This window comes from Burkholderia sp. Ac-20344 (assembly GCF_017104975.1).
In the GTDB taxonomy this organism is placed as follows: domain Bacteria; phylum Pseudomonadota; class Gammaproteobacteria; order Burkholderiales; family Burkholderiaceae; genus Burkholderia.
Genome location: NZ_JAAGPP010000015.1, coordinates 42,637 through 69,152, shown reverse-complemented (window position 1 = coordinate 69,152; position 26,516 = coordinate 42,637). Strand labels below are relative to the sequence as shown.

Here is a 26,516-nt window from a genome sequence, read left to right as displayed (position 1 = left end):
AAGCCGGACTAGGCAGCTCAGTGGCTGCGCCGATGCTTCCTCACCACCATCCACCTAGGCGCCCTGAACCGCACGATGCTGAGGTACAGCCACACGTAGGTCAGCGCAAACAGCACGACGAACACGAACAGGTGCACCGTATGCCGCCAGAACAGCGTCGCGGGAATCACCGCGACGAGGCACAGCAGCCACAGGTACGGTGACGTCAGCGAATTCCGCCGCGTCAGGTCGTGCGCGTGCTGCGTGCCGACGGCCCAGCGCATCAGCCGCTTGTACACGAGCATGTGCAGGTGCACGCCGTCCGGAATCCCGGGCGACATCCCGCGGATGAATTTCTTCCGGTAGATCGAGAAGCAAGTCTCGAAGATCGGGTACATGAACAGCAGCACCGGGTACCACGCGGACACTTCCCGATTGCGCATCACCAGCATGATCGCGAGCTCGGCGAGCATGAAGCCGATGAAATACGCGCCGCCGTCGCCGAGAAAGATCAGCCCGGCCGGGAAGTTCCACAGGAAGAAGCCGAGCACGGCGCCCATCATGATGATCGACGCGGACATCACGATCGGGTCGTGGACCTGGAATGCCACGTACGCGAGCGACGCGAACATCATGAAGCTGACCATCGACGCGAGCCCGTTGAAGCCGTCGATGATGTTGATCGCGTTCGCGAGCGCCGCGACCGCGAGCACGGTGACGAACGCCGAAATGGCCACGTAGCCGAGCAGGAAATCGAGCGGCGGCACGCTGATGCGCTTGACCGCGATGCCCAGCAGCCAGAACGCGAGCGCGGCCGCCCCCATCGTGCAGAGCAGCCGCGCGCGCGGCGACACGCGCTTGGTCAGGTCCTCGACGAGGCCGGACAGGAACGCCGGCATTCCGCAGGCAACGATCCCGAGAATGCTGCCGGCGATCGTCGGATAGTGCCGCGACAGGATCAGGGCCCCAATGACGACTCCGGCAAGGATCCCGATACCCCCGACCCGCGGCACGGGCCGCACGTGGAATTTCTGCACGCCGGCCAGATCGCTGTCGATCGAGAATTTCTCGTGAAGGTGCGCGTAGCGCACGATGAACAGCGTAACGAGCAGGGAAACGATGAAGCCGGACGCGAAGCTGAGCATGGGATCGCTCGAAAAATGGACAGCGGATTATACAAAACCGCGTGGGTTCCCCTCCTGCCATCGCCAGTGATCGGCACACATTTCTTCGATGCCGAGCGTTGCGCGCCAGCCGATGATGTCGGCTGCGGCCTGCGGATTCGCGTAGCACTCGGCGATGTCGCCCGGGCGGCGCGCGACGAGCTCGTACGGCACCGGGCGGCCCGACGCCTTCTCGAACGCGCGCACGACTTCCAGCACGCTGTAGCCCTGGCCCGTGCCGAGGTTCACGACGAAGCTCGCGTCGCGCGTCGCGAGCGCGTCGAGCGCGGCGATGTGGCCCTTCGCGAGATCGACGACGTGGATGTAGTCGCGCACGCCGGTGCCGTCCGGCGTCGGATAATCCGAACCGAACACGCGCAGCCTTTCCAGCTTGCCGACCGCGACCTGGGCGACATACGGCATCAGGTTGTTCGGGATGCCGGCCGGATCCTCGCCGATCAGTCCGCTCGCATGCGCGCCGACCGGGTTGAAGTAGCGCAGCGTCGCGATCCGCCACGTCGGGTCCGATACCTCGACATCGCGCAGGATCTGCTCGGCGATCAGTTTCGACTGGCCGTACGGGTTCGTCGCGGACAGCGGGAACGATTCGTCGATCGGCGAGCGCTCGGGCACGCCGTATACGGTCGCGGACGAGCTGAACACGAACTGCCTGACGTTGCGCTCGCGCATCACCTTGAGCACGGCGAGCAGGCCGCCAATGTTGTTCTGGTAGTACTCGAGCGGCTTCGCGACCGATTCGCCGACGGCCTTGAGCGCCGCGAAATGGATCGTGCCGGTGATCGGGTGCGCGTCGAATACCTTGGCGAGCGCGGCCTCGTCGCACACGTCGACCTGATGGAACGCGGGCGTCTTGCCCGTGATCCGCTCGATGCGGCGCACGGATTCGGCCTTGCTGTTGACGAGGTTGTCGACGATCACGACATCGTAGCCGTTGTCGAGCAGCTCGACGGCCGTGTGCGAGCCGATGTAGCCCGCGCCGCCGGTAACGAGGATGGTGCCTTTAGCGGTCATTGCAGATGCGCTCCTTCAAAGGGTGATGCCTGTCAACGAATGAATGGTCTGCCGGTAGCGCTCGACGACTTGCTGCTCGTCGAATTCCACCGTGACTTTCTGCCGGCCGCGCGCACCCATCGCGTCGCGTCCGGCCGTTCCGAGTTCGATCATGCGGAGCAACTGCTCCGCGAGGCTCGCGCTGTCGCGCACGCGGCACAGGAAGCCCGTTTCACCGTCGGCGACGACGTCGCGGCAGCCCGGCACGTCGGTCGCGACGATCGGGCGGCCCATTGCCGACGCTTCCATCAGCGTGCGCGGCACGCCTTCGCGGTACGACGGCAGCACGACGCAGTCGGCCGCCGCGATATGGGGGCGCACGTCGTGCGCTTCGCCGAGATACTCGACGATGCCTTCGCCGGTCCATGCATCGACATCCGCACGGCCAATCGCGCTCGGATTGTCGACGCCGAGCGGCCCGAGCAGCTGGAAGCGCGCGTTCGGGAAGCGTGCGCGCACGATGCGCGCGGCCTCCACGTATTCGCGCACGCCCTTGTCCCACAGCAGCCGGCCGATCAGGATGAAGACGGGGGCGTCGGCGGCGGGCAGCGGCACCGGCGCGAACTGTTCGAGATCGACGCCTTCGCCGTGCAGCAGCCGCGCGCGATCGGGATGCGCGAGCAACTGCTCGTCGGTGAAGGTCGCGAGATCGTCGCGGTTCAGGAACCACACTTCACGCGGGAAGCGGAACGCGAACCGGTACAGGCGCTTCGCGACGCTCGCCGCGCGGCTCTTCTGGATGAAGACGTAGCCGAGCCCGGTCGTCACCGCGATCGACGGCACGCGCGCGAGCCACGCGGCGACCGAACCGTAGATGTTCGGCTTGATCGTGTAATGGAACACGAGATCGGGCTTCAGCGCGCGGTAGTGACGCACCAGCGCGGCGAGCGTGCCGAGATCCTCGCGCGGGCTCGTGCCTTTCGACGCGACCGCGAGCGCCACGTAGCGGCAGCCCATCTGCTCGAGCAACGGCACCGTGCGGTCGTGCGGCGCGATCACGATGACCTCGGCGCCGCGCGCGACGAGCGCACGGATCAGCCCGTGGCGATACGTGTAGATCGCCCAGGCCGTGTTGCAGACGAGCGCAATGCGCAGCGGGGAGGTGGCGGACATGAAAAAAAGAAAAAATAAAGCGTCGTAAATGCCGGATACGCCGAATGGGCGTCACGCGGACGGCCGCGCGGCGAACAGCGTCTGCTTGATCCGCTGCAACGTGCGGTACGGCGTCACGAAATGCAGCAGGTTCTTGGCGAGGCCGGCCCAGTCGTACGGGTTCAGCGCGTTGAAGTGGCTCAGCAGCAGCGTGAGCGTCGACACCAGCTGGCGCCGGCGCTTGGTCGCACTGATCCCGCCCTCGTTCAGTTCGTAATAGAGGCCGAGTTCCGGCAGGTTCGCGCAATCGTAGCGTTGCATTAACCGTAAAAAAAGATCGAGATCCTCGGCTGCACGGTACTTCGCACGATAGTTCCCCACTTCACGCACGGCGTCGATGCGCAACATGACCGAAGGATGCACGAGCGGCGAGCGCAGGAAGCGCGTGCGGCGCAGCGTATGCGGATCGGCGGGCGGCGTCAGCATGAAGCGCGGCTCGCCGGCGCGCGACACGACCTGCGTCCACATGCCGACACAGGCCACGCGCGGGTGGGCGCCGAGATACGCGCGCTCCTTCGCGAGGCGCTGCGGCGCGGCGAGATCGCCGGCGTCGATGCGCGCCGCATAGCGGAAGCCGCGCGCGGCGAGCGCGTCGATGCCGGCCGCGAGCGCGCGCTCGATGCCGCCGTTCTGCGGCATGCGCAGCACGTCGATCGTGAGGCCGGGCAGGTCGGGCGCGACGATCGGCGGCGTGCTGCCGTCATCGACGATCAGCACGTGCACGGGCGAGTCCTCGCGAAACGATGCGAGGGAACGGACGACGTCGTCGTGCCCGTTGTAGGCCGGCATCAGGACGGCCACATCGTCGAGCGGGGTCGGGCAATCAGGGGACGTCATGGTCGCAGCTTGAAACGGATGTAATAAAAATTGACGGCGGCGGCGGCCAGGTAGCCGGCCGCCAGCCCGGCGAGCGCGCCGTACAGGCCGAGCCGCGGGATCGCGAACAGGTTGACGACCGCGGCGATCGCGAGCGCGAGCAGCCATTTCGACAGCAACACGAATTTTGCTTGATATTTGAGAACGATAAGATTGCCTATCGCCTCGATGCCGGCCGGCACCGACAGCCAGACCGCCCAGCGGAAGATGTCGACCGAGGCCTCGTAGCCCTGGCCGAACACCTTGCCGACGATCAGCGGGGCGGCGGCGTCGAGCACGAGCGCGCCGGCCGTCATCAGGCAGGCCGTCATCGCGATCAGCCGGACGATGTTGCGGCGCAGCCGCGCGGCGTCCGACACGCGGTAGACGAATGCGGGCGCGATCGTCTGCGCGAGCATCAGCGCGAGCGTGATCCAGTTCTCGTTGAGTTGCTGCGCGGCCGAGTAGCGGCCGAGATCGGCGAACGACACGTGACGCTCGAGCATCAGGCGGTCGAGCTTCAGGAACAGGTACATGCAGATGAGGCCGAGCCAGAACACGGTGCCGGCCGTCGCAAAGTGCCTGAACAGCGGTTTGTCGAACGTCCAGCCGAGCGAGCCGCCGTTACGATGCCGGTAGTACAGCATCAGCGCGAAGCCGATCGCGGCGGCCTCGAGTGCCCACAGCCACGCGAAGCGGGCGGGGCCCGCAGCCGCGCGGACCAGCAGCCAGACGAGCAGCGCCTTCGCCAGCGCGGTGACCATGCTGGTGACGAGCTGCGGCTTGCTGTAGGTCATGCTCTGCAGCCACGCGTTGATGACGCCGACGAACGGCTCGCGGAACACCATCGTGACCGCCAGGCCCGCGAGCATTGCGCCGACCAGCGGATCGAAGGCGCCCGCGGCGATCGCGATCCAGGTCGCGACGAGCGCGGCGGCGGAGACGACGATGCGCAGCGCGAACGCGCTGCCGAGCACCGCGCCGAGCTGGGCGGGCGGACGCTGGACGATGGTCGGGACGAGGATTTCCGCGCCGCACACCCAGGTGAGCGGCGCCAGTACCAGGAGGAGCGTATTCGCATACTGCCATTTGCCGAACACATCTGGCCCGAAATAACGGGCCAGCAGGCCGCTGATCGCGATCGCGACGCCGATCTGCGTGAGCCGTTCGAGCCCCAGCCAGACGAGATTCGCGACGGCCTTCGCGACATCCGGGTTGCCGAAGCGCTTCAGCATGCGCGGTGGCGGCGTGCGCGCAAGGCGGCCGGCAGGGCGCCCGGAGGCTGCAGGTTGGCGGCGGCGGGACGGCTAGGCATTAAAATGGGCGGCATGCGCGTCGTCAAAACCCGCGATTATAAGTGGGATCGGGGTCGCTCCCGCCGTTCCGCGCCCGCCGTTTCGCTCCGTGCCGGGCCAGCATGTATCATGCGCGGCACCGGCGAGCGGCGGCCAGGCAAGCCAGACATTTTTCCATGCACGCAACTGAGAGAAGAGAATCGATGATCTCCCAATCCATCTTCAAGGCATATGACATTCGTGGCGTGGTCGGCAAGACGCTCGACACCGACACCGCGCGCGGGATCGGCCGGGCCTTCGGCAGTGAAGTGCGTGCGCAGGGCGGCGATGCGGTCGTCGTCGCGCGCGACGGCCGCCTGTCCGGGCCGGAACTCGTCGGCGCGCTGGCCGACGGCCTGCGTGCGGCGGGCGTCGACGTCGTCGACGTCGGCATGGTGCCCACGCCGGTCGGCTATTTCGCGGCGAACGTCCCGCTCGCGCTGAAGGGCGGCGAGCGCCGCGTCGATTCGTGCATCGTCGTCACGGGCAGCCACAACCCGCCCGACTACAACGGTTTCAAGATGGTGCTGCGCGGCGCGGCGATCTACGGCGAGCAGATCCAGGCGCTGTACCGCCGCATCGTCGACGAGCGCTTCGAGACGGGCAGCGGCTCGTACGAGCAGTTCGACGTGGCCGATCAATACATCGCGCGCATCGTCGGCGACATCAAGCCGGCCCGTCCGATGAAGCTCGTGGTTGACGCCGGCAACGGCGTGGCCGGCCCGCTCGCGACGCGCCTGTTCAAGGCCCTCGGCTGCGAGCTCGTCGAGCGCTTCACCGACATCGACGGCACGTTCCCGAACCACCACCCCGATCCCGCGCACCCGGAAAACCTGCAGGACGTGATTCAGGCGCTGAAGGACACCGACGCCGAGATCGGCTTCGCGTTCGATGGCGACGGCGACCGCCTCGGCGTCGTCACGAAGGACGGCCAGATCATCTATCCGGACCGCCAGCTGATGCTGTTCGCGGAAGAAGTGCTGTCGCGCAACCCGGGCGCGCAGATCATCTATGACGTGAAGTGCACGCGCCACCTCGCGCAATGGGTGAAGTCGAAGGGCGGCGAGCCGCTGATGTGGAAGACGGGCCACTCGCTCGTGAAGGCGAAGCTGCGCGAGACGGGGGCGCCGCTCGCCGGTGAAATGAGCGGCCACGTGTTCTTCAAGGATCGCTGGTACGGCTTCGACGACGGTCTCTACACGGGCGCGCGCCTGCTCGAGATCCTCGCGAAGACGGCCGATCCGAGCGCGCTGCTGAACGGGCTGCCGGACGCGATGAGCACGCCCGAACTGCAGCTGTGGCTCGACGAAGGCGAGAACTTCCGCCTGATCGACAAGCTGCAGAAAGAGGCGAAGTTCGACGGCGCCGAGGAAGTCGTGACGATCGACGGCCTGCGTGTCGAATACCCGGACGGCTTCGGCCTCGCGCGTTCGTCGAACACGACGCCGGTCGTCGTGATGCGTTTCGAGTCGGAGACGCAGGAAGGGCTCAAGCGCATCCAGGAGGACTTCCGCCGCGTGCTGACGGCCGCGAAGCCGGACGTCAAGCTGCCGTTCTGAGCCTCGGCGGCCTGCGGGCCGCCACCGGCGCGATGGTGAGTCCGATCGTCGCGCCACCCCCGAAAAGCGGCGCACGCCACAGGCGTGCGGCCGCTTTTTGTCTGTGTGACGCCCCGGGCGCGATAAAATCGCTCCTTTCTGCTTGTCGCCGGCTGCCAGCCGGCGTTTTTTCAGCGTGCAAAAGATCCTGATCGTGCGCGTGTCGTCGCTGGGCGACGTCGTGCACAACATGCCGGTGATCGCCGATATCCGGCGCCGCCACCCCGATGCGCAGATCGACTGGCTCGTCGAGGAAAGCTTCGTCGACCTGGTCAAGCTCGTCGACGGTGTGCGCAACGTGCTGCCGTTCTCGCTGCGCCGCTGGCGCAAGAAGCCGTTTTCGGGCGCCACGTGGCGCGAGATCCGCGCGTTCCGCCGGCGCCTCGCGGCCGAGCAGTACGACCTCGTGATCGACTGTCAGGGCCTCATCAAGACGGCCTGGGTCGCGAGCTGGGCGCGCGGCCCGCTCGTCGGGCTCGGCAACCGCACCGACGGCGCCGGCTACGAGTGGCCCGTGCGCTTCTTCTACCGCAAACGCGTGCCGATCGCGCCGCGCACGCACGTCGTCGAGCGCTCGCGGCAACTCGTCGCGGCCGCGCTGGACGACCCGGCGCCGACGCCGGCCGACCCGGTCGAGTTCGGCCTCGATACACGCGCGGCGGCGCTCGCGGTGGCCGCGCTCGGCCTGAACCTGCCGGTGCCGTACGTGGTGTTCGTCCATGCGACGTCGCGCGCCGACAAGCAGTGGCCGGACGCCGCGTGGATCGAGCTCGGCCAGGCACTCGTGCGGCGCGGCGCGTCGCTCGTGCTGCCGTGGGGCAACGACGCGGAGCGTGCGACCAGCGAGCGGCTGGCTCAGGCGTTCGGCGCGGCGGCGATCGTGCCGCCGAAGCTGTCGCTGCCGGCCGTGGTCGGCCTGATCGACGGCGCGGATGCGATCGTCGGGGTTGATACAGGTCTGGTTCACATCGCGGCGGCGCTGAAGCGTCCGACGGTCGAACTGTACAATTTCGCGACGGCCTGGCGGACCGGCGGCTACTGGTCGCCGAACGTCGTCAATCTCGGCACGGCGGGGCAACCCCCGTCGATCGCGCAGGTGAAGTCGGCGCTCGCGGGCTTCGGTCTCCTGTAACGCTGTCACACGCGCACCCACGCGAACCGATCATGAGCGAATCCCAGATCATCGAAGTCCCGTCCGCCGACTGGAGCGGACACAACCTGTCGGCGCCGCGCGAGCAGCTGCTGGCCGCTGTCGAGGAGGGCAAGGTGCTGTACTTTCCGCACCTGCGCTTCGCGATCGAAGGCGGCGAGGAAGCGTTGCTCGATCCGGCGCTCGCCGATCCGAAACGCAAGAACATCAGCCTCGCGCCGAATGGCGGCGCGCTCGCCGGCGTGCTAGGCGACAGCGTCACGCAGTCGGCGGTGCGCGCACTCGTCGCGCGTTTCCAGCAGCAGGCCGGCACGCTCGTCGACGGCCTCTTTCCCGAGTATCGCGGCAAGCTGCGCGTCGCGCCGACGAGCCTGCGGCTGATGCAGGTCGAGACGCGCCAGACGTCGTGGCGCAAGGACGACAGCCGGCTGCACGTCGACGCGTTCCCGTCGCGGCCCAACTACGGCGAGCGCATCCTGCGCGTGTTCACGAACGTGAACCCGGCCGGCGTGCCGCGCGTGTGGCGCGTCGGCGAGCCGTTCGAGGACGTCGCGAAGCGCTTCCTGCCGCACATCAAGCCGCAGTTGCCGGGCGCGGCATGGCTGCTGAACCTGCTGCACGTGACGAAGTCGCCGCGCAGCGCGTACGACCACCTGATGCTGAACCTGCACGACAGCATGAAGGCCGATCTCGACTACCAGAAGACGAGCCCGCAGGAGACGATGCCGTTTCCGCCGGGCTGCGTGTGGATATGTTTCTCGGATCAGACTTCGCACGCTGTGATGTCCGGCCAGTTCATGCTCGAACAGACCTTCTTCCTGCCGGTCGACGCGATGGTCCGCCGCGAATGCGCGCCGCTCGGCATTCTCGAGCGCCTGAAGGGCAGGGCGCTGGTTTGAGCGCGCCTCTTCTCCGAAGCAAGACGAGGGCCGCTGCATGCTGAGGGCGATCTATCGCGCGCTGTGGTGGCTCGTCGCACCGATCGCCGTGATCCGGCTTTACGTGCGCTCGCGCAAGGAGCGCGGCTATCGCGAGCACGTCGGCGAACGCTTCGGCCACGTGGCGGGCCGCTCGCGCGACGACCGCGCGCCGCTGATCTGGGTGCATGCGGTGTCGGTGGGCGAGACGCGCGCGGCGCAGCCGCTGATCGACGCGCTGATGCACGCCCGCCCCGATGCCCGCATCCTGCTCACGCACATGACGCCGAGCGGCCGCGCGACCGGCGAACAGATCTTCGGCGATCGCGTGCTGCGCTGCTACCTGCCGTACGACATGCCCGGCGCGGTGCGGCGCTTCCTGCGCGCGTGGCGGCCGACGCTCGGCCTCGTGATGGAAACCGAGGTGTGGCCCACGCTGATCGACGAATGCCGCCGTGCGGACGTGCCGCTGGTGCTGACCAATGCGCGCATGTCCGCGCGTTCGTTCCGGCGTGCGGGGAAGTTCGGCGCGGCGACGCGGGACGTGTTCGGCGGCTTCTCGCGCGTGCTCGCGCAGAGCCCGGCCGATGCGGAGCGGCTGACGTCGCTCGGCGCGCGCAACGTGACCGTGCTCGGCAACCTGAAATTCGACATGACGACGCCGCCGGAACTCGCGGCGCGCGGCCATGCGTGGCGCGACGCGATCGGCACGCGGCCCGTGTGGGTTGCCGCCAGCACGCGCGAGAACGAGGAGGCGCTGGTGCTGCAGGCCTTCGCGGCGATGCGCACGCCCGGCGCACTGCTGGTGCTCGTGCCGCGTCATCCGCAGCGTTTCGCCGAGGTCGAGGCGCTCGTCGCGCGCAGCGGGCTCAAGTGCGTGCGACGCTCCGTCTGGGCGGCCGACACGGCGGCGCTCGCGGCCGGCCGTCCGGCTGCCGAGCCGCTGCCGGACGACGTGACGGTGCTGCTCGGCGATTCGATGGGCGAGCTCGGCGCGTACTACGCGGCCGCCGACATCGCGTTCATCGGCGGCAGCCTGTTGCCGCTCGGCGGCCAGAACCTGATCGAAGCGTGCGCGGTCGGCGTGCCGGTGCTGATCGGGAAGCACGTGTTCAACTTCACGCAGGCGACCGCCGACGCGGTCGCGGCCGGCGCGGCGCTGCAGGTCGAGGATCCGCTCGATCTCGCGCACGTGCTCGACGCACTGTTCGCCGACAACGCGCGGCGCATCGCGATGGGCGCGGCCGGCGCGGCCTTCGCGGCACGTCACCGCGGCGCGACCGCGCGCACGGTCGACGTGCTCGCGGCACTGCTGCCGCCCGCCGAACGCGGCGTGCGCGCACTGCAGGACGCGCAGGACACTTCCGACGACTAGGCGAAGGCGGCGCAATGCCGCCGGGAGCACGCGCGGCGGCACCGTATGGCGCCGCCGCGCCGCTCAGACCGTCAGCAAACCCTTCTTCTCGATGAACGCGATCACGTCCGCGACGCCTTCGAGCGCCTTCAGGTTCGTCATCACGTAAGGCCGCTCGCCGCGCATCTTCTTCGTGTCGGACGCCATCACGTCGAGGTTCGCGCCGACCAGCGGCGCGAGATCGGTCTTGTTGATCACGAGCAGGTCGGATTTCGTGATGCCGGGGCCGCCCTTGCGCGGAATCTTCTCGCCGCCCGCGACGTCGATCACGTAGATCGTCAGGTCCGACAGCTCGGGGCTGAAGGTCGCCGCGAGATTGTCGCCGCCCGATTCGATGAACACGATGTCGGCGTCGGGAAAGCGCGACAGCATCCGGTCGACCGCTTCGAGGTTGATCGACGCATCCTCGCGGATCGCCGTGTGCGGGCAGCCGCCCGTCTCGACGCCCATGATGCGTTCCTCGGGCAGCGCGCCCGCGACCGTCAGCAGCCGCTGGTCTTCCTTCGTATAGATGTCGTTGGTGATCGCGACGAGGTCGTACTGGTCGCGCATCGCCTTGCACAGCATTTCGAGCAGGGTGGTCTTGCCGGAGCCGACGGGGCCGCCGATGCCGACGCGCAGCGGCGGCAGTTTCTTCGTGCGGCGGGCGGGGGAGGAAGCAGGTGCGTTCATGGCGGGTAGCGTCGTGTTCAGGAGCGGAACAACCGCGAATACTGGGTTTCGTGCCGCGCGGACAGGATGCCGAGCTGCGGCGCGAACGTGTTGACGGCGTCGGGCGGCGTCGCGAGCGCGCGGCGCACGGCCGCGTCGATCGCGCCGCGCAGCGCGACGATGATGCGTTGCCCGGCGAGCTGGCCGAGCGGCACGGCCTTCAGCGCGGCGGACGTCTGGTTCTCGACCCAGCCGAATGCGTACGCAGCGAGCACCGCGTCGGCGCTCGCGTCGTGCGCGGCGGCCGCGTACGCGAATGCGGTGGGCAGCGCGACCGGCGCAATCTCCGCGAGCGTCGCGCGGCGCGCGGCATCGCCCCATTCAAGCGACGCGCAGAGCTGCGCAAGCGACCAGCCCATCTGTTCGGTCTCGCGGCGCAGTTCCGCCGATTCGCGGCTCGCGACGAACCACGCGTTTTCGGCGACGAGCGCCGGTGCGTCATGTGCGTGCCAGCGCGCGAGCTGGTGGGCGAGGAACGGCAGCTCGCCGTGCGCGAGCACGTCGGTCAGGCCGCTCGCGATCCAGTCGCGCGCGGTATCCGCGTCGTGGATCACGTTTGCGTCGAGCGCCGCTTCGAGCCCCTGCGAATAGCTGAACGCGCCGATCGGCAGCGCCGGCGACGCAAGGTGCAGCAGTGCGACGAGTTCAGTGGTGGTCATGGCCGTGGCCGTGCGCGCAACCGGGACCATGCTGATGGTCGTGGTCGTGGTCGTGGTCGTGCGAATGCGAGTGGCCGTGATGCTCGCCGAACACCTGCTGCGCGAGTGCGTAATCCTCGGCGAACGTCGCGTCGTGTCCGTGCTTGTGGCCGCCGCCGTACGCACCGGCTTCCGGCTGGAACGGTGCAAGGGTCTCCTCGACCTGCGTGCCGAGCCGGCGCAGCATGTCCGCGAGCACCGGGTCGGCTTCGAGCTTCAGGTAGCCGTCGCCGATCTCGACCGGCGTGTGACGGTTGCCGAGGTGGTACGCGGCGCGCATCAGCGTGAGCGGATCGGCTGCGCGCACGCGCAGCACGGTCTCCGGCGCCGCGGCAACGCGCACGAGTGCGCCGTCGTCGGCGACGAGCACATCGCCGTCGCGCAGGATCGTGCCGCGCGGCAGCAGGACCGCGACGTCCTCGCCGGTGTCGAGCGTCGCCGCAAGGCGGCTCTTGCAGCGGGCGTCGTAGGCGAGCGTGAGCGTCGGCGCGCGCGCGACGAGCGACGCGGCGAGTTTCACGTTCGGGGCAATGCGTTTGTCGAGGGTGCGCATGAATCGAAAACCGGCAAGCAGGTCAGAACAGGAAATAGCGCTGCGCCATCGGCAGCACCGTGGCCGGCTCGCAGGTGAGCAACTGGCCGTCGGCGATCACGTCGTAGGTTTCGGGATCGACGCTGATCGACGGGCGCCACGCGTTGTGGATCATGTCGGCCTTCGTCACGTTGCGGCAGTTGCGCACGGGCACGATCCGCTTCGCGAGGCCGTAGCGTTCCGCGATGCCCGCATCGGCGGCCATTTGCGACACGAAGGTCAGCGACGTGCGCGCGAGCGCACCGCCGCGCGTCGCGAACATCTCGCGATAGTGAACGGGCTGCGGCGTGGGGATCGACGCGTTCGGGTCGCCCATCTGCGCCATCGCGATCATCCCGCCCTTCAGGATCATCGACGGCTTGATCCCGAAGAACGCCGGCTCCCACAGCACGAGGTCGGCCCACTTGCCGGGCTCGATCGAGCCGACTTCGTGTGCGATGCCGTGCGTGAGCGCCGGGTTGATCGTGTACTTCGCGACGTAGCGCTTCGCGCGGAAGTTGTCGTTGCGTGCGCCGTCCTCGGGCAGCGCGCCGCGCTGCACCTTCATCTTGTGCGCGGTCTGCCAGGTGCGGATGATCACCTCGCCGACGCGGCCCATCGCCTGCGAATCGGACGACAGCATCGACAGCGCGCCGAGATCGTGCAGGATGTCCTCGGCCGCGATCGTCTCGCGGCGGATCCGCGATTCGGCGAACGCGAGATCCTCGGCGATCGACGGATCGAGGTGATGGCACACCATCAGCATGTCGAGATGCTCGTCGAGCGTGTTGATCGTGTACGGGCGCGTCGGGTTGGTCGACGACGGCAGCACGTTCGCCTCGCCGCACACCTTCAGGATGTCGGGCGCATGGCCGCCGCCCGCGCCTTCGGTGTGGTACGTGTGGATCGTGCGGCCCTTGAACGCGGCCACCGTCGATTCGACGAAGCCGCCTTCGTTCAGCGTGTCGGTGTGGATCGCGACCTGCGTGTCGGTATCGTCGGCGACCGACAGGCAGTTGTCGATCGCGGCGGGCGTCGTGCCCCAGTCTTCATGCAGCTTCAGGCCGATCGCGCCGGCCGCGATCTGCTCGACGAGCGGCTGCGGCAGGCTTGCATTGCCCTTGCCGAGAAAGCCGAGGTTGATCGGCCAGCCGTCGGCGGCCTGCAGCATCCGCTCCATGTGCCACGGGCCCGGCGTGCAGGTCGTCGCGTTGGTGCCGGTGGCCGGCCCCGTGCCGCCGCCGAGCATCGTCGTGACGCCCGATGCGAGCGCTTCGTCGATCTGCTGCGGGCTGATGAAGTGGATGTGCGTGTCGATGCCGCCGGCCGTCACGATCAGCCCTTCGCCGGCGATCACTTCGGTCGCGGCGCCGATCGCGATCGTCACGCCCGGCTGGATGTCCGGGTTGCCGGCCTTGCCGATCGCGGCGATGCGGCCGTGCTTGATCGCGATGTCGGCCTTCACGATGCCCCAGTGATCGAGGATCACCGCGTTCGTGATGATCGTGTCGGGCACGTCGGCGGCCACGCGCTGCGACTGGCCCATCCCGTCGCGGATCACCTTCCCGCCGCCGAATTTCACTTCCTCGCCGTAGGTCGTGAAGTCGCGTTCGATCTCGATCAGCAGTTCGGTATCGGCGAGCCGGACGCGGTCGCCCGTCGTCGGCCCGAACATTTCCGCGTACGCGCGGCGGCTCAAGCGTAGTGTCATGTTGCTGTTCCTGAAGAGCGGGGCGGCTTACAGCGGCCCCATCACCTTGCCCTGAAAACCGTAGACGGTGCGATCGCCCGCGAGTGCGACCAGCTCGACGGTGCGCGTCTGGCCCGGCTCGAAGCGCACGGCGGTGCCGGCCGCAATGTTCAGGCGAAAGCCGCGCGCGGCCACGCGATCGAACGACAGCGCGTCGTTGACTTCGAAGAAGTGGTAGTGCGAGCCGACCTGCACCGGGCGGTCGCCGGTGTTCGCGACGACGAGCGTCAGCGTCGCGCGGCCCGCGTTCAGTTCGTGTTCGCCGTCGTCGGTGAGGATTTCGCCGGGGATCATGCGGGGCCTCACGGAATCGGGTGATGGACGGTCACGAGCTTCGTGCCGTCGGGGAAGGTCGCCTCGACCTGGATGTCGGGAATCATCTCCGGCACGCCGTCCATCACGTCGTCGCGCGTGAGCAGCGTCGTGCCGTAGTGCATCACCTCGGCGACCGTCTTGCCGTCGCGCGCGGCTTCCATCAGCGCGGCGGTGATGAAGGCGACCGCCTCCGGATAGTTGAGCTTCAGGCCGCGTGCGCGACGGCGCTCGGCCAGCAGCGCCGCCGTGAAGATCAGCAGCTTGTCCTTCTCGCGGGGAGTCAGTTTCATGAAGGCAGACGTTCAGGAAAACGTAATTTTTATCGGCGCGTGCGCACCGGGGCGAACGCGCAGGTCATCGTAGCACCGTGCTGTTTTGCGTGCGTTGTGTATCGGTTATGTAAGGAGCAAGGCGCGTGCCATGCGCATCGAACGCAGCGCGATGCGCGTTCATGGTGCGCGATGCATGGATAACGTGCAGCGCCCGGGAGCGGCACTGCGCCGAAACGGTGCGTGGCGCGACCGCGCTCAGGTTTGCCAGAGGCGCAGCGGCCGTGCGCCGACGCCGTGCACGATCGGCCGCAGATGCAGCCAGCAGTCGGTGAAGTGGCGTTGCAGCGCTTCCATCGACGTCGACAGCGCGCGGACCAGCACGACGCCGGGTGTCACGCAGGTCGCGCCCGCGCGCAGCGTCGCATCGAACGGCATCCGCGCGGCGAGCGATTCGGCGAGCGCGGCGTCGCACGCGGCGCCGGCGGCCCACAGCGTGCCGTACGCGGGAAAGCCGGCAAGACCCTGCAGCGCGCCGCGCAGCGGGTCGTGCGCATCGAGCAGCGCGCGTTCGGTCCACAGCGGCCGCCCGCCGGCATCGACGAGTGCCGAGGTCGACGCGATGCGGCCCGCCGACCAGGTTTCACCGGCCGCCTGCCGGCCGAGCTGCGACGCGTCCCAGCCGATCGCACTCGCGCCTGTGCCGAGCGTCACCGTGAAGTCGAGCGACGCGTGCGCCGCGTCGAAGAACAGGTTGTTCTGCGGCAGCCAGTCGAGCTTCGCGTGCTCGCCGACCGTGATGCCGATGCGCTGCGTCGCATCGAGGCCGTTCGACTTGTACCACTTGGTCGCGCCGGGCGTCGTCAGCACCGCGTGCGTGCCGTTGCCGAGCGCGATGTCGATGTCGAGCCGGTCGCCGCCCGCGACGCCGCCCGGCGGGTGGACGATCACCGCGTGGCAGATCGCGTCGCCTTCCGGGTACAGCGGCCGCTGCACGCGCAGCGGGCCGTCGTGCAGCCGGTGCGCGAGCGTCGTGCGCGCGCCGTGCCGCTCGAAGCCGAGTTCGAGGCGGCCGTGCCACGACTTGGCGACGGCGGGGCGGGACAGCGGGGCATGGGAATCGGGGGCGGACATCGGCGGCGAACGGGGAGCAGGTGAAACGGGCACGAAGAACGTGGATGCTACCGGAACAATAATGCAGATGCCGCGTTCGCTGGAAGTGCCGCGTGCGGCCGCACTGCGAGCCTGCCGCCTGCCTCTGCCGGTGCCGCTGCGCCCGCCGCCGTACCGCGCGTCACACCGCGATCAGTTCGCGCACGCCGTTCGCTTCCATGTCCTGCGCGTCGCCGCCCGCGACGATCTCGCCGCGGCTCATCACCCAGTAGCGATCAGCGATCGATTGGGCGAAATCGTAATACTGTTCGACGAGCAGCACGGTCATCTTCGATTCGTCGACGAGCTGGCGCAGCGTGCGGCCGATGTCCTGGATGATCGACGGCTGGATGCCTTCGGTCGGTTCGTCGAGGATCAGCAACTGCGGCTCGCTCATCAGCGCGCGGCCGATCGCGAGCTGTTGCTGCTGGCCGCCCGACAGGTCGCCGCCGCGCCGTGCGCGCATGTCCTTCAGCACCGGGAACAGGTCGTAGATGCGGTCGGGCACCTTCGACGGCGCCTTCCGGCTCGCCGCGCCGACGAGCAGGTTCTCCTCGACGGTCAGCCGCGGAAAGATGTCGCGGCCCTGCGGCACGTACGCGAGCCCGGCCGCGACGCGCGCATACGGCGGCATCGCGCCGAGCGCCGTGCCGCGCCACGACACGCTGCCGCTTTTCGCGGCGACGACGCCCATCAGGCAGCGCAGCAACGTGCTCTTGCCGACGCCGTTGCGGCCCAGCAGCACGGTGAGCTTGCCGTCGTCGGCGGTGAGGTTCACGTTGCGCAGGATATGGCTGCCGCCGTAGAACTGGTTCAGTGCATCGATCTTCAGCATCGCATCATCGTCCGAGGTAAGACTCGATCACCGCGTCGTCGCGCTTGACCTGGTCGAGCGTGCCTTGCGCGAGCACCGCGCCTTCGGCCATCACCGTCACGCGGCCCGTGTCGCCCGCGAGCGCCGCGACGAATTCCATGTCGTGCTCGACGACCATCATCGAGCAGGTGCCGCGCAGCGTGTTCAGCAGCTCGGCGAGTTCCATCGTTTCCTGGTCGGTCATCCCGGCCGCCGGCTCGTCGAGCAGCAGCAGCGCGGGGCGCTGCATCAGCAGCATGCCGATCTCGAGCCGCTGCTTCTGCCCGTGCGACAGCTCGCCGGCCGCGCGGAATGCCTGGCTTTCGAGGCCGATCAGCGCGAGCGTCTCCTCGATCTTCGCCTGTGCCGTGCGGTCGAGCCGCGCGCGCAGCGACGCGAGCCAGCCCTTGTCGGTCTGCATCGCGAGCTCGAGGTTCTCCCACACCGGATGCTGTTCGAACACGGTCGGCTTCTGGAACTTGCGGCCGATGCCCGCACGTGCGATTTCGGGCTCGTTCATTCGCGCAAGGTCGATGGTCTGGCCGAGAAACACCTTGCCCGCGTCGGGGCGTGTCTTGCCGGTGATCACGTCCATCATCGTCGTCTTGCCCGCACCGTTCGGGCCGATCACGCAGCGCAGTTCGCCCGCGTCGATCGCGAGCGACAGCTTCTTCAGCGCGCGAAAGCCGTCGAAGCTCACCTCGATATCCTCGAGGTAGAGGATCGTGCCGTGCGACGTGTCGATGCCGGGCGGCACCACGCGCCCCATCGATGCGGTGCCGCTGACGGCCAGCAGTTCGTCTTCGGGCGGCGGCGTGAATTGGTAGAGGGCCGTTCCGTTCATGCGCGTTTCCCCTTCGCGAGCACGGTTTCGACGAGGCCCATGATCCCGCGCGGCAGCAAGAGCGGCACGAGCACGAAGATCAGGCCGAGGAAGAACAGCCAGTATTCGGCGAAGTACGCGGTAAAGAAGCTCTTCGCGCCGTTCACCGCGAACGCGCCGACGATCGGCCCGATCAGCGTGCCGCGCCCGCCCACCGCGACCCAGATCGCCATCTCGATCGAGTTGCCGGGCGACATCTCGCCGGGGTTGATGATGCCGACCTGCGGCACGTACAGCGCGCCCGCGATGCCGCACAGCACGGCCGACACGGTCCACACGAACAGCTTGTACGCGAGCGGGCTGTAGCCGAGGAACATCAGCCGCGTCTCGCCGTCGCGCACCGCGGTGACGACGCGCCCGAGCTTGCTCGTGACGATCGCGCGCGCGGCGACGAATGCGAGCACGAGCGTCGCGAACGTCAGCAGCAACAGCACCGTGCGCGTGCCGGGCGACGTGATCGCGAAGCCCGCGATGCGCTTGAAATCGGTGAAGCCGTTGTTGCCGCCGAAGCCCGTCTCGTTGCGATAGAACAGCAGCATCGCGGCGAACGTCATGGCCTGCGTGATGATCGACAGGTACACGCCCTTCACGCGCGAGCGGAACGTGAAGAAGCCGAACACCCACGCGAGCACGGCCGGCACGAGCACGACGAGCGCGAGCGCCCACGCGAGATGCTGCGTGCCGCTCCAGTACCACGGCAACTGGTGCCAGTCGAGGAACACCATGAAGTCGGGCAGGTCGCTGCCGTACTTGCCGTCGCGGCCGATCTCGCGCATCAGGTACATGCCGATCGCATAGCCGCCGAGCGCGAAGAACAGCCCGTGGCCGAGGCTCAGGATCCCGCAATAGCCCCACACGAGATCGAGCGCGAGCGCGGCGATCGCGTAGCACATCAGCTTGCCGGCGAGCGTCATCGTGTACGCGGACAGGTGGAATGCGCTCGACTCGGGCGCGACGAGCGCGGCGAGCGGCACGCCGATGCCGATCGCGATGCACAGCGCGATCAGTGCGAGCCACGCGCGCCGCGACAGCAGTGCGGGGCGGGGCGGCAGGCCGAGCGCGAAGCCGTCTGCCGCGGGTGCGGCGGCAGATGGCTTCGGCGTATCGGCGGCCGGGTTCGACAGGGAATGGCTGAATGAAGTCACGTCAAGCCTCCGCGCTGCGGCCCTTCGGGGCGAACATGCCCTGCGGACGTTTCTGGATGAACAGCACGATCATCACGAGCACGGCGATCTTCGCGAGCACGGCACCCCAGAACGGCTCGATCGCCTTGCTCGCGAGGCCGAGCCCGAAGCCGCCGAGCACGGTGCCGGCAATCTGCCCGACACCGCCGAGCACGACCGCCATGAACGAATCGATGATGTAGTTCTGGCCGAGGTCGGGGCCCACGTTGCCGATCTGCGACAGCGCGCAGCCGCCGAGGCCCGCGATGCCCGCGCCGAACGCGAACGCATACGCATCGACGCGCGCGGTCTTCACGCCGACGCACGCGGCCATCCGGCGGTTCTGCGTGACGGCGCGCACGAACAGGCCGAGCCGCGTCTTCGTCAGCACGGCCCACGCGATGAACACGACCGCAAGTGCGAAGGCGAGGATCACGAGCCGGTTGTACGGCAGGATCAGGTTCTGCATCACGGTCACGCCGCCGCTCATCCACGACGGGTTCACGACCTGCACGTTCTGCGCGCCGAACAGCATCCGCGTCGCCTGGATCAGGATCAGGCTCACGCCGAAGGTTGCGAGCAGCGTCTCGAGCGGGCGGCCGTACAGGTGCCGCAGCACGAGCCGTTCGAGCACGATGCCGACGAGCGCGGCCGTGACGAACGACACCGGCACGGCGACGAGCGGATACCAGTCGAACGCGCCGGGCGCGTAGTGCTGGATCAGCGTCTGCACGACATAGGTTGCGTACGCACCGATCATCAGGAATTCGCCGTGCGCCATGTTGATCACGCCGATCAGCCCGTACGTGATCGCGAGGCCGAGCGCGGCGAGCAGCAGCACGCTGCCGAGCGACAGGCCGGCAAACAGGGTGCCGGCAATTTCGCCGCGGCGCTGCAGCGAATGCAGTGCGTCGAGCCCTTGCTGCGCGGCGTCGCGTACACGTGCGTCGGGTTCCGCGTAGCTGCCGTCGGCGTTCTTCGCGACGAGCGGGCGCAACTGCTCGATCATGTCGAGGTCGTGGCGCGCGGCCACCACCTGCACGGCTTCGAGGCGCTTCGCCGGATCGGCATCGTGCAGCGCGGCGATCGCCCACAAGGCGTCGAGGCGGCGCTTCAGCGCCGGATCGGTTTCCTTGGCACGGGCGCGGTCGATCATCGGCTTGAGTGACGGGTCGGGCGATTTCAGCAACGCATCGATCGCGTCGCGGCGCGCGGCGACATCGGGCGACGCGAGTGCGAGGCCCGACAGCGCGCCCGTGATCTTCGTGCGCAGCAGGTTGTTCAGCATCACGGGCTGTGCGTCGCCGGACGGCGTCGCGGCCTGCGTGAGCGCGTCGTGCGCGGTGTCGCCGGTCTGGATCAGCAGGTGGCCGTCGCCGGTCGCGAGTGCGTCGCCGGTCGACAGCGCGTTGAGCACCGCGACGGCGCGCGGATCGGAGTCGGCGGCAAGCCGTTCGATCGCGGCCGTCTTCGCGTCGAAGTCGTCGCCGGCGAGCGCGGCGGTATCGGTAGCCGTCAGCGCGAACGCGGCGTGCGGCAGCCCGCCCGCGAGGGCGGCGCACGCGACGATTGCGACGGCGGCTCGGCGAAAGCGTGTGGGCATCGGGAAATCCTGTCGGGCGTGGGGAGGCGGATGCCGGCGGCGATGCGCGGGCGCTTGCGGTTCATCACGGCAAGCGCCCGCGCATCGATATCGGCATCGGCGTGCGAGCGGCACGTCGCGCGTGAAGCACGACGCGCCGCCCTGCATCAGGCGAGCGCCGCGCGCTGCCGGCGCAGGAAGGCCGGGATCGACGTGACGATGTCCGGCTTGCCCTGGTTGCCCGCGATGTACGGGCTCCACGGTTGCGCGCGCACCGCGGTCTTGGTCTTCCACACGACGTTGAACTGTCCATCGCCGCGGATCTCGCCGATCATCACCGGCTTGTGCAGGTGATGGTTGCCGTCCATCGCGAGCGTGAAGCCCGACGGTGCGGCGACGGTCTGGCCGATCATCGCCACGCGCACCTTGTCGACGTCGGTGCTCTTTGCCTTCTCGACGGCCTGCTTCCACATGTGGATGCCCACGTAGGTGGCTTCCATCGGGTCGTTGGTCACGCGCTTCGCGCCGCCCGGCAGGTTGTTCGCCTTCACCCACGCGGCGAACTGGTCCTTGAACTTCGTATTGGTCGGGTTCTTCACCGACATGAAGTAATTCCACGCGGCGAGGTGGCCGACCAGCGGCTTCGTGTCGATCCCGCGCAGCTCTTCCTCGCCGACCGAGAACGCGACGACCGGCACGTCGGTCGCCTTGATCCCCTGGTTGCCGAGCTCCTTGTAGAACGGCACGTTCGAGTCGCCGTTGATCGTCGAGATTACGGTCGTCTTGCCGCCTTGCGAGAAGTTCTTGATGTTCGCGACGATGGTCTGGTAATCGCTGTGGCCGAACGGCGTGTAGACCTCCTGAATGTCGGCGTCCTTCACGCCCTTCGATTTGAGGAACGCACGCAGGATCTTGTTGGTCGTGCGCGGATACACGTAGTCGGTGCCGAGCAGGAAGAAGCGCTTCGCGCCGCCGCCTTCCGCGCTCATCAGGTACTCGACGGCCGGGATCGCCTGCTGGTTCGGTGCGGCGCCCGTATAGAACACGTTGCGCGACATTTCCTCGCCTTCGTACTGCACCGGGTAGTAGAGCAGCCCGTTCAGTTCCTCGAACACCGGCAGCACGGACTTGCGCGACACCGACGTCCAGCAGCCGAACACGCAGGCGACCTTGTCCTGCGTGAGCAGCTGGCGCGCCTTCTCCGCGAACAGCGGCCAGTTGGACGCGGGATCGACCACCACGGGCTCGAGCTTGCGGCCCATCACGCCGCCGCTCTTGTTGATGTCGGCAATCGTCATCAGCGCGGTGTCCTTCAGCGACGTCTCCGAGATCGCCATCGTGCCCGACAGCGAGTGCAGGATGCCGACCTTGATCGGGCCGGTGCCCGCATCGGCCGCGTGTACGAACGGGCTCTTGCCCGCGAGCGCGAGTGCGCCGGCCATCGAACCGAACTTCAACAGACTGCGACGTTTCATCGGGATCCCCTTGTCGTGTTGGATGTGCGTGCGCCGTGAAGGCGTGTGCCAACAGGTAACGCAAGGCATGTGCCAGTCGTGCGGATGCACGTCCGGCGTGCCTGCGCGGGGCCGTGTGAGGCGTCGGGACGGTGCGCGTGACGCTTCGTGCAGCATGCGCGGTCCGTCGCGGTGCAGGGTCACGGGCGTAAATGGTGCACGGTCGGGGTTCTTCGTTCCGGTGCCTGCGTGCGGTGCCGGAACTGCCGTGCACCATGACTTCGCATCACGCGGGCGGAGCGCGGGCAGAGCGCGGGCAGAGCGCCGGCGCAGCGCGGTGCCGCAGTCGGTCATCGAGACGACGCGCGGAAGTCAACCGGAGCGGGAAACAGAAACGGGCGCGCGATGCGCGCCCGTTCGGCGGATCAGTGTGACCGGCGGCAAGGTGCCGGCCGGTGCGGCGGCGGCGCGTGATGCGCCACCGGCAGGATCAGTATCGCGGCACCGACGGATCGACGTCGCGCGACCACGCGTCGATCCCGCCTTGCAGGTTGTACAGCTTCGTGAAGCCGCGCGATTCGAGGAACATCGCGACCTGCGCGCTGCGCATCCCGTGATGGCACACGCAGACGATTTCCGCTTCGTCGTCGAGCTCTTCGCTGCGCGCGGGAATCTGCTGCATCGGGATCGACACGCTGCCGGCGATGTGCGCAGTCGCGATTTCCCACGGTTCGCGCACGTCGAGCACGACCGGGGCGGGGCGCGCCTTGTCGCCGAGCCATTCCGCGAGCATCGCGGCCGTCAGGATCTGCATGGAGGCTCCGCTGCTCAGAACTTGAAGCGCGACGGCTCGATCGCGTTGACGAGGTGGTCGATGTAGGTTTCGAACACGTCGGCGACGCGGTACTGCTTGTCGTCGATGCGCGTGATGATCTGCGCCTTCATCACCGGACGGCCGCCGACGAATGCCGAGAGACGGCCGCCGACCTTCAATTGTTCGAGCATTTCCTGCGGCACGACGGGCAGGCCGCCCGCGACGCAGATCACGTCGTACGGCGCCTTGGCGGCCCAGCCGCGCGAACCGTCGCCGAGGACGACTTCCGCGTTGGTCACGCCGTCGTTGCGCAGGTTCTCTTCCGCAAACTTCGCGATCGTCGGATCGATCTCGACGGCCGTCACGTGCTGCGCGCGATGCGCGAACAGTGCGGCCAGGTAGCCCGAGCCGGCGCCGATGATGAGCACGTTCTCGTGCTTCTTGACCGTCAGCTCCTGCAGCACGCGCGCTTCGACGCGCGGGAACAGCATCTTGCTGCGGCCGCCGGGCAGCGGCAGTTCGAGGTCGGCGAACGCGAGATCGCGGTATTCGGCCGGAACGTAGTTTTCACGCTTGACGATCGACAGCAGGCCCAGGACGTCGAGATCCAGCACGTCCCACGGCCGGATCTGTTGTTCGATCATGTTGAAACGCGCGTTTTCGATATTCATGGTGTGGTCACGCAGCCTGGTCGGCCATCAGCGGGGGATAGAGAAACTTCGTGATTGTACCAAACGGGGCGGCCGCGAAGCCTTCAGGCGGCCTGCAACAGACCTTTACCCCTTGCTCTTCTTGATCTGCGCCTCGAACGCGAGGTCGAGCTTGCTCGCCTTGCGCGGCTTTTTGGGGCCGTATTCGTCGACGAACTTGACGAACTCGTCGAGCGGCAGCGGCTCGCAGCGCTTCTCGGCCGTGCCGCCCGAGCGGTCGACGAGATAGAACAGGCCGCCCGCCATCGCGACGGCCGCGAATTGCGGGTTGCCGGAGCGGGTCTTCAGGCGTTCGACCGCGTGGGTCGCTTTGGTGGTGCGCATCGTGCGGATTCTGGCGGAGCGTAAGCCCCACACTGTATCAAACCGGCCGCCCGCGTGCGGCCGGCCGGGGCCCGTCGGGCCCTGGGGCCTGCCGGGCGCTAGACCGTGCGCGAATAGCGTTGCTGCTGCGTCTGGCCGAGATACGCGTCGAACGCCATCGCGATGTTGCGCACGACCATCCGGCCGGCCGGAAGGATCGTCAGGCGGTCGGCCGCGATCGTCAGCAGCCCGTCGTGCTCGAACGGGCGCAGCGCGTCGAGTTCGCGCGCGAAATGATCGGCGAAGCGGATGCCGTGCGCGGCCTCGACATGCGAGAACGGCAGGTCGAGGTTGCACATCAGTTGCGTGATCACGTCGCGGCGCAGCCGGTCGTCGGGCGTGAGCCGCACGCCGCGCGCGATCGGCAGCCGGCCTGCGTCGAGCGCGGCGCCGTAGGCGGGCAGGTCCTTCGCGTTCTGCGCATAGACGTCGCCGACCTTGCCGATCGACGACACGCCGAAGCCGACAAGGTCGGTGTCCGCGCGCGTGCTGTAGCCCTGGAAATTGCGCTGCAGCGTGCCGTTCTTCTGCGCGCGCACGAGCTCGTCGGACGGCCGCGCGAAGTGGTCCATCCCGATGTACACGTACCCTGCCGACGTCAGCATGTCGATCGCGAGGCCGAGCAGCGCGATGCGTGTTTCCGGCGGCGGCAGCGTCGCGTCGTCGATCTGCCGCTGCATCTTGAACAGGTGCGGCATGTGCGCGTAGCCGAACACCGACAGCCGATCGGGTGCGAGTTCGATGATCGTTTCCAGCGTGCGCGCGAAGACGGACACGGTCTGGTGCGGCAACCCGTAGATCAGGTCGACGCTCACCGAATGAAAGCCCGTCGTGCGCGCGGCCGAGAGCAGGTCGGCCGTCATCGCCAGCGGCTGGACGCGGTTGATCGCCTGCTGCACGACCGGATCGAAATCCTGCACGCCGAGGCTCAGCCGGTTGAAGCCGATGGTGCGCAGGTGGACGAGCGTCGCGGGCGTGACCGTGCGCGGGTCGATCTCGATCGAGAACTCGGCATCGGCGTCCGGCGCGAGCGCGAAGTGCTCGCGGGTGGCCGTCATCAGCTCGGCCGTTTCGTCGTCGGACAGGAAGGTGGGCGTGCCGCCGCCCCAGTGCAGTTGCGTGACCGGGCGCGCGGGATCGAACAGCGCGGCCTGCAGCGCCATCTCGCGCTTGAGCTGGTCGAGATACGGGCGCGCGCGGCGACGGTTGTTGGTCGCGATCTTGTTGCAGCCGCAGTAGAAACACGCGGAGTTGCAGAACGGGATGTGGAAGTACAGCGACAGCTCGCTCGACGACGCGCCGGGATCGCTTGCCGCGCGCACATAGTCGGCCGGGTCGAAATCGTCGCGGAACTGCAGCGCGGTGGGGTATGACGTATAGCGCGGCCCGTTCGCGCCGTATTTCGTGAGCAAATCGGGACGGAACAATGAGTCGGCAGAACCGGTACGCATGATGGTCTCGCGCTTTTTAGATGCTTTCGAGTATATAAACGCGCGATTCGGCTGCATTGTGTAATAACGTCGCAGCCGGCGATGGCACAATGCGGGGTGGGGCTGCCGGCACACGTCCGGTTGCCGCACCGTTTTTTGTTGTTCGTTCGAGAGAGCCGAGTGTCCGTCGAAATGCCTGTCCGTCCGGCGCCTGCCGATGTCCCGCCGCCGCATGCGTGCCGCGAGGGCTGCGGCGCGTGCTGCATCGCGCCGTCGATTTCCAGCCCGATTCCGGGCATGCCCGACGGCAAGCCGGCCGGCGTGCGCTGCGTGCAGCTCGGCGACGACCTGCGCTGCCGGATCTTCGGCCGCCCCGAGCGGCCCGCGTGCTGTTCCGGGTTGCAGCCGGCCGCGGACATGTGCGGCGCGTCGCGCGACGACGCGCTCGCGTGGCTCACGCGTCTCGAGGCCGCGACGCGGCCGTCGCCACCAGGAGAGTGTTCAGCATGACCGCACCTTGCGCGCCGGGCCGGCGCCGTTTTCTTGCCGCAACCGTCGGCGCCATCGGCGTGACGCTGTCGCTCGCCGCGTGCGCGTCGACGTTCCCGTTCATCCCCGATCACTACACGTTCTCGCGCGGCGACGTGCAGAAAGCCGTCGCGCGCAAGTTTCCGTACCAGAAGACGGTCGCGCAGGTCGTCGACGTGTCGCTCGCGAACCCGGCCGTCAACCTGCTGCCCGACCAGAACCGCGTGGCCGTGCAGCTCGACGCGCATTTCGTGAGTCCGTTCCTGCGCGCGCCCGTCAGCGGCAAGTTCACCGTGTCGGGCCAGCTCGCGTACGACGCGCCGAGCCGCTCGGTCGTGCTGAAGTCGCCGGCCGTCGACAGCCTCGCGCTCGACGGCGACGCACAGATGTATGCGCAACAGGTTGGTGCGGCCGCCGGCCTGCTCGCGACGCAGTTGCTGACCGACTACCCGATCTACACGTTCAAGCCCGAACAATTGCAATTTGCCGGGGTGAACTACGAACCCGGTACAATTACGATTCTTACAAACGGCATACGCGTGGCGATCGTCGAAAAGTGACGACGAACCGCGCTCGGCCGGAGGGGGGCCGCGCGCGGAAGAGTGGCCCATTCATTCGACCATTTCGGAGTTGGGCC

The 26,516-nt window shown here is 68.1% G+C and carries 27 protein-coding genes; 6 read left to right on the top strand and 21 right to left on the bottom strand.

Annotated features, from left to right (window positions below; genetic code table 11):
* Window positions 1-17 precede the first annotated feature (17 nt).
* From G3N64_RS07665 to G3N64_RS07645, 5 genes are read right to left on the bottom strand one after another with little or no spacing between them, the layout of a single operon-like run.
* A complete protein-coding gene (locus G3N64_RS07665) occupies window positions 18-1,124 on the bottom strand; it encodes a glycosyltransferase (protein ID WP_205783247.1) in 1,107 nt (368 codons plus the stop codon).
* A gap of 27 nt (window positions 1,125-1,151) precedes the next feature.
* Window positions 1,152-2,174 (bottom strand): UDP-glucose 4-epimerase GalE, encoded by a 1,023-nt coding sequence (gene galE, locus G3N64_RS07660; RefSeq protein ID WP_205783245.1) that lies wholly within the window; start codon window positions 2,172-2,174, stop codon window positions 1,152-1,154.
* Window positions 2,175-2,189: 15 nt separating this feature from the next.
* The gene (locus G3N64_RS07655; protein WP_205783243.1) at window positions 2,190-3,326 is read right to left on the bottom strand and encodes a glycosyltransferase family 4 protein; all 1,137 of its coding nucleotides are present in this window, start codon (window positions 3,324-3,326) and stop codon (window positions 2,190-2,192) included.
* Window positions 3,327-3,377: 51 nt separating this feature from the next.
* Window positions 3,378-4,202, bottom strand: coding sequence for a glycosyltransferase (locus tag G3N64_RS07650; protein ID WP_205783242.1), 825 nt, complete (start codon window positions 4,200-4,202; stop codon window positions 3,378-3,380).
* On the bottom strand, window positions 4,199-5,455 hold the full coding sequence (locus tag G3N64_RS07645) for an oligosaccharide flippase family protein (protein WP_205783240.1): 1,257 nt from the start codon (window positions 5,453-5,455) through the stop codon (window positions 4,199-4,201). Before G3N64_RS07645 ends, G3N64_RS07650 begins: the two co-directional genes overlap by 4 nt.
* Before the next feature lie 263 nt (window positions 5,456-5,718).
* Between G3N64_RS07645 and G3N64_RS07640 the strand changes: the two genes are divergently transcribed.
* From G3N64_RS07640 to waaA, 4 genes are all read left to right on the top strand, one after another.
* Window positions 5,719-7,113 (top strand): phosphomannomutase/phosphoglucomutase, encoded by a 1,395-nt coding sequence (locus G3N64_RS07640; RefSeq protein ID WP_205783238.1) that lies wholly within the window; start codon window positions 5,719-5,721, stop codon window positions 7,111-7,113.
* 127 nt (window positions 7,114-7,240) lie between these two features.
* Window positions 7,241-8,284 carry a lipopolysaccharide heptosyltransferase I gene (gene waaC, locus G3N64_RS07635; RefSeq protein ID WP_346778806.1) on the top strand — a complete coding sequence of 348 codons (1,044 nt, stop codon included), beginning with the start codon at window positions 7,241-7,243 and terminating at the stop codon, window positions 8,282-8,284.
* A 32-nt stretch (window positions 8,285-8,316) separates the two neighbouring features.
* Window positions 8,317-9,201 (top strand): Kdo hydroxylase family protein, encoded by an 885-nt coding sequence (locus tag G3N64_RS07630; RefSeq protein ID WP_085039638.1) that lies wholly within the window; start codon window positions 8,317-8,319, stop codon window positions 9,199-9,201.
* Window positions 9,202-9,238: 37 nt separating this feature from the next.
* Entirely contained in the window at window positions 9,239-10,594 is a 1,356-nt protein-coding gene (gene waaA, locus G3N64_RS07625; RefSeq protein ID WP_205783234.1) for a lipid IV(A) 3-deoxy-D-manno-octulosonic acid transferase, read from the top strand.
* Between the two features lie 63 nt (window positions 10,595-10,657).
* On the opposite strand, the gene ureG is transcribed toward waaA, so the two are convergent.
* The 16 genes from ureG to hemN all read right to left on the bottom strand — a co-directional run bounded on the left by ureG (window position 10,658) and on the right by hemN (window position 25,372).
* Window positions 10,658-11,305, bottom strand: coding sequence for an urease accessory protein UreG (gene ureG / locus G3N64_RS07620; protein WP_085039640.1), 648 nt, complete (start codon window positions 11,303-11,305; stop codon window positions 10,658-10,660).
* Between the two features lie 17 nt (window positions 11,306-11,322).
* A complete protein-coding gene (locus G3N64_RS07615) occupies window positions 11,323-12,003 on the bottom strand; it encodes an urease accessory UreF family protein (protein ID WP_205783232.1) in 681 nt (226 codons plus the stop codon).
* A complete protein-coding gene (ureE, locus tag G3N64_RS07610) occupies window positions 11,990-12,595 on the bottom strand; it encodes an urease accessory protein UreE (RefSeq protein WP_205783230.1) in 606 nt (201 codons plus the stop codon). The genes G3N64_RS07615 and ureE overlap by 14 nt, the downstream gene beginning before the upstream one ends.
* 22 nt (window positions 12,596-12,617) lie before the next feature.
* Window positions 12,618-14,324, bottom strand: a complete 1,707-nt coding sequence (gene ureC, locus G3N64_RS07605; protein WP_205783228.1) for an urease subunit alpha — start codon at window positions 14,322-14,324, stop codon at window positions 12,618-12,620.
* 27 nt (window positions 14,325-14,351) lie between these two features.
* A complete protein-coding gene (locus tag G3N64_RS07600) occupies window positions 14,352-14,657 on the bottom strand; it encodes an urease subunit beta (RefSeq protein WP_205783226.1) in 306 nt (101 codons plus the stop codon).
* Between the two features lie 8 nt (window positions 14,658-14,665).
* Window positions 14,666-14,968, bottom strand: coding sequence for an urease subunit gamma (gene ureA / locus G3N64_RS07595; protein WP_006406310.1), 303 nt, complete (start codon window positions 14,966-14,968; stop codon window positions 14,666-14,668).
* Between the two features lie 237 nt (window positions 14,969-15,205).
* Window positions 15,206-16,081 carry an urease accessory protein UreD gene (locus G3N64_RS07590; RefSeq protein WP_205783224.1) on the bottom strand — a complete coding sequence of 292 codons (876 nt, stop codon included), beginning with the start codon at window positions 16,079-16,081 and terminating at the stop codon, window positions 15,206-15,208.
* A gap of 160 nt (window positions 16,082-16,241) precedes the next feature.
* On the bottom strand, window positions 16,242-16,934 hold the full coding sequence (gene urtE, locus G3N64_RS07585; protein ID WP_205783222.1) for an urea ABC transporter ATP-binding subunit UrtE: 693 nt from the start codon (window positions 16,932-16,934) through the stop codon (window positions 16,242-16,244).
* 4 nt (window positions 16,935-16,938) lie between these two features.
* Complete coding sequence (urtD, locus tag G3N64_RS07580; protein WP_205783221.1) at window positions 16,939-17,796, bottom strand: urea ABC transporter ATP-binding protein UrtD; 858 nt, start codon at window positions 17,794-17,796, stop codon at window positions 16,939-16,941.
* Window positions 17,793-18,980, bottom strand: a complete 1,188-nt coding sequence (gene urtC, locus G3N64_RS07575) for an urea ABC transporter permease subunit UrtC (RefSeq protein ID WP_205783201.1) — start codon at window positions 18,978-18,980, stop codon at window positions 17,793-17,795. The genes urtD and urtC overlap by 4 nt, the downstream gene beginning before the upstream one ends.
* Before the next feature lies 1 nt (window position 18,981).
* Window positions 18,982-20,601 (bottom strand): urea ABC transporter permease subunit UrtB, encoded by a 1,620-nt coding sequence (gene urtB, locus G3N64_RS07570; protein ID WP_205783200.1) that lies wholly within the window; start codon window positions 20,599-20,601, stop codon window positions 18,982-18,984.
* Between the two features lie 146 nt (window positions 20,602-20,747).
* The gene (urtA, locus tag G3N64_RS07565) at window positions 20,748-22,055 is read right to left on the bottom strand and encodes an urea ABC transporter substrate-binding protein (protein WP_205783199.1); all 1,308 of its coding nucleotides are present in this window, start codon (window positions 22,053-22,055) and stop codon (window positions 20,748-20,750) included.
* Between the two features lie 469 nt (window positions 22,056-22,524).
* Window positions 22,525-22,848, bottom strand: a complete 324-nt coding sequence (locus G3N64_RS07560; protein ID WP_011351193.1) for a rhodanese-like domain-containing protein — start codon at window positions 22,846-22,848, stop codon at window positions 22,525-22,527.
* A gap of 14 nt (window positions 22,849-22,862) precedes the next feature.
* A complete protein-coding gene (locus G3N64_RS07555) occupies window positions 22,863-23,519 on the bottom strand; it encodes a protein-L-isoaspartate O-methyltransferase (protein ID WP_205783198.1) in 657 nt (218 codons plus the stop codon).
* Between the two features lie 105 nt (window positions 23,520-23,624).
* Window positions 23,625-23,882, bottom strand: a complete 258-nt coding sequence (locus G3N64_RS07550; RefSeq protein WP_085039650.1) for a hypothetical protein — start codon at window positions 23,880-23,882, stop codon at window positions 23,625-23,627.
* A 98-nt stretch (window positions 23,883-23,980) separates the two neighbouring features.
* Window positions 23,981-25,372 (bottom strand): oxygen-independent coproporphyrinogen III oxidase, encoded by a 1,392-nt coding sequence (gene hemN, locus G3N64_RS07545; RefSeq protein WP_205783197.1) that lies wholly within the window; start codon window positions 25,370-25,372, stop codon window positions 23,981-23,983.
* Window positions 25,373-25,543: 171 nt separating this feature from the next.
* Between hemN and G3N64_RS07540 the strand changes: the two genes are divergently transcribed.
* The gene (locus tag G3N64_RS07540; RefSeq protein WP_205783196.1) at window positions 25,544-25,861 is read left to right on the top strand and encodes a YkgJ family cysteine cluster protein; all 318 of its coding nucleotides are present in this window, start codon (window positions 25,544-25,546) and stop codon (window positions 25,859-25,861) included.
* Window positions 25,858-26,439, top strand: a complete 582-nt coding sequence (locus tag G3N64_RS07535; protein WP_205783195.1) for a DUF1439 domain-containing protein — start codon at window positions 25,858-25,860, stop codon at window positions 26,437-26,439. Before G3N64_RS07540 ends, G3N64_RS07535 begins: the two co-directional genes overlap by 4 nt.
* Window positions 26,440-26,516 lie beyond the last annotated feature (77 nt).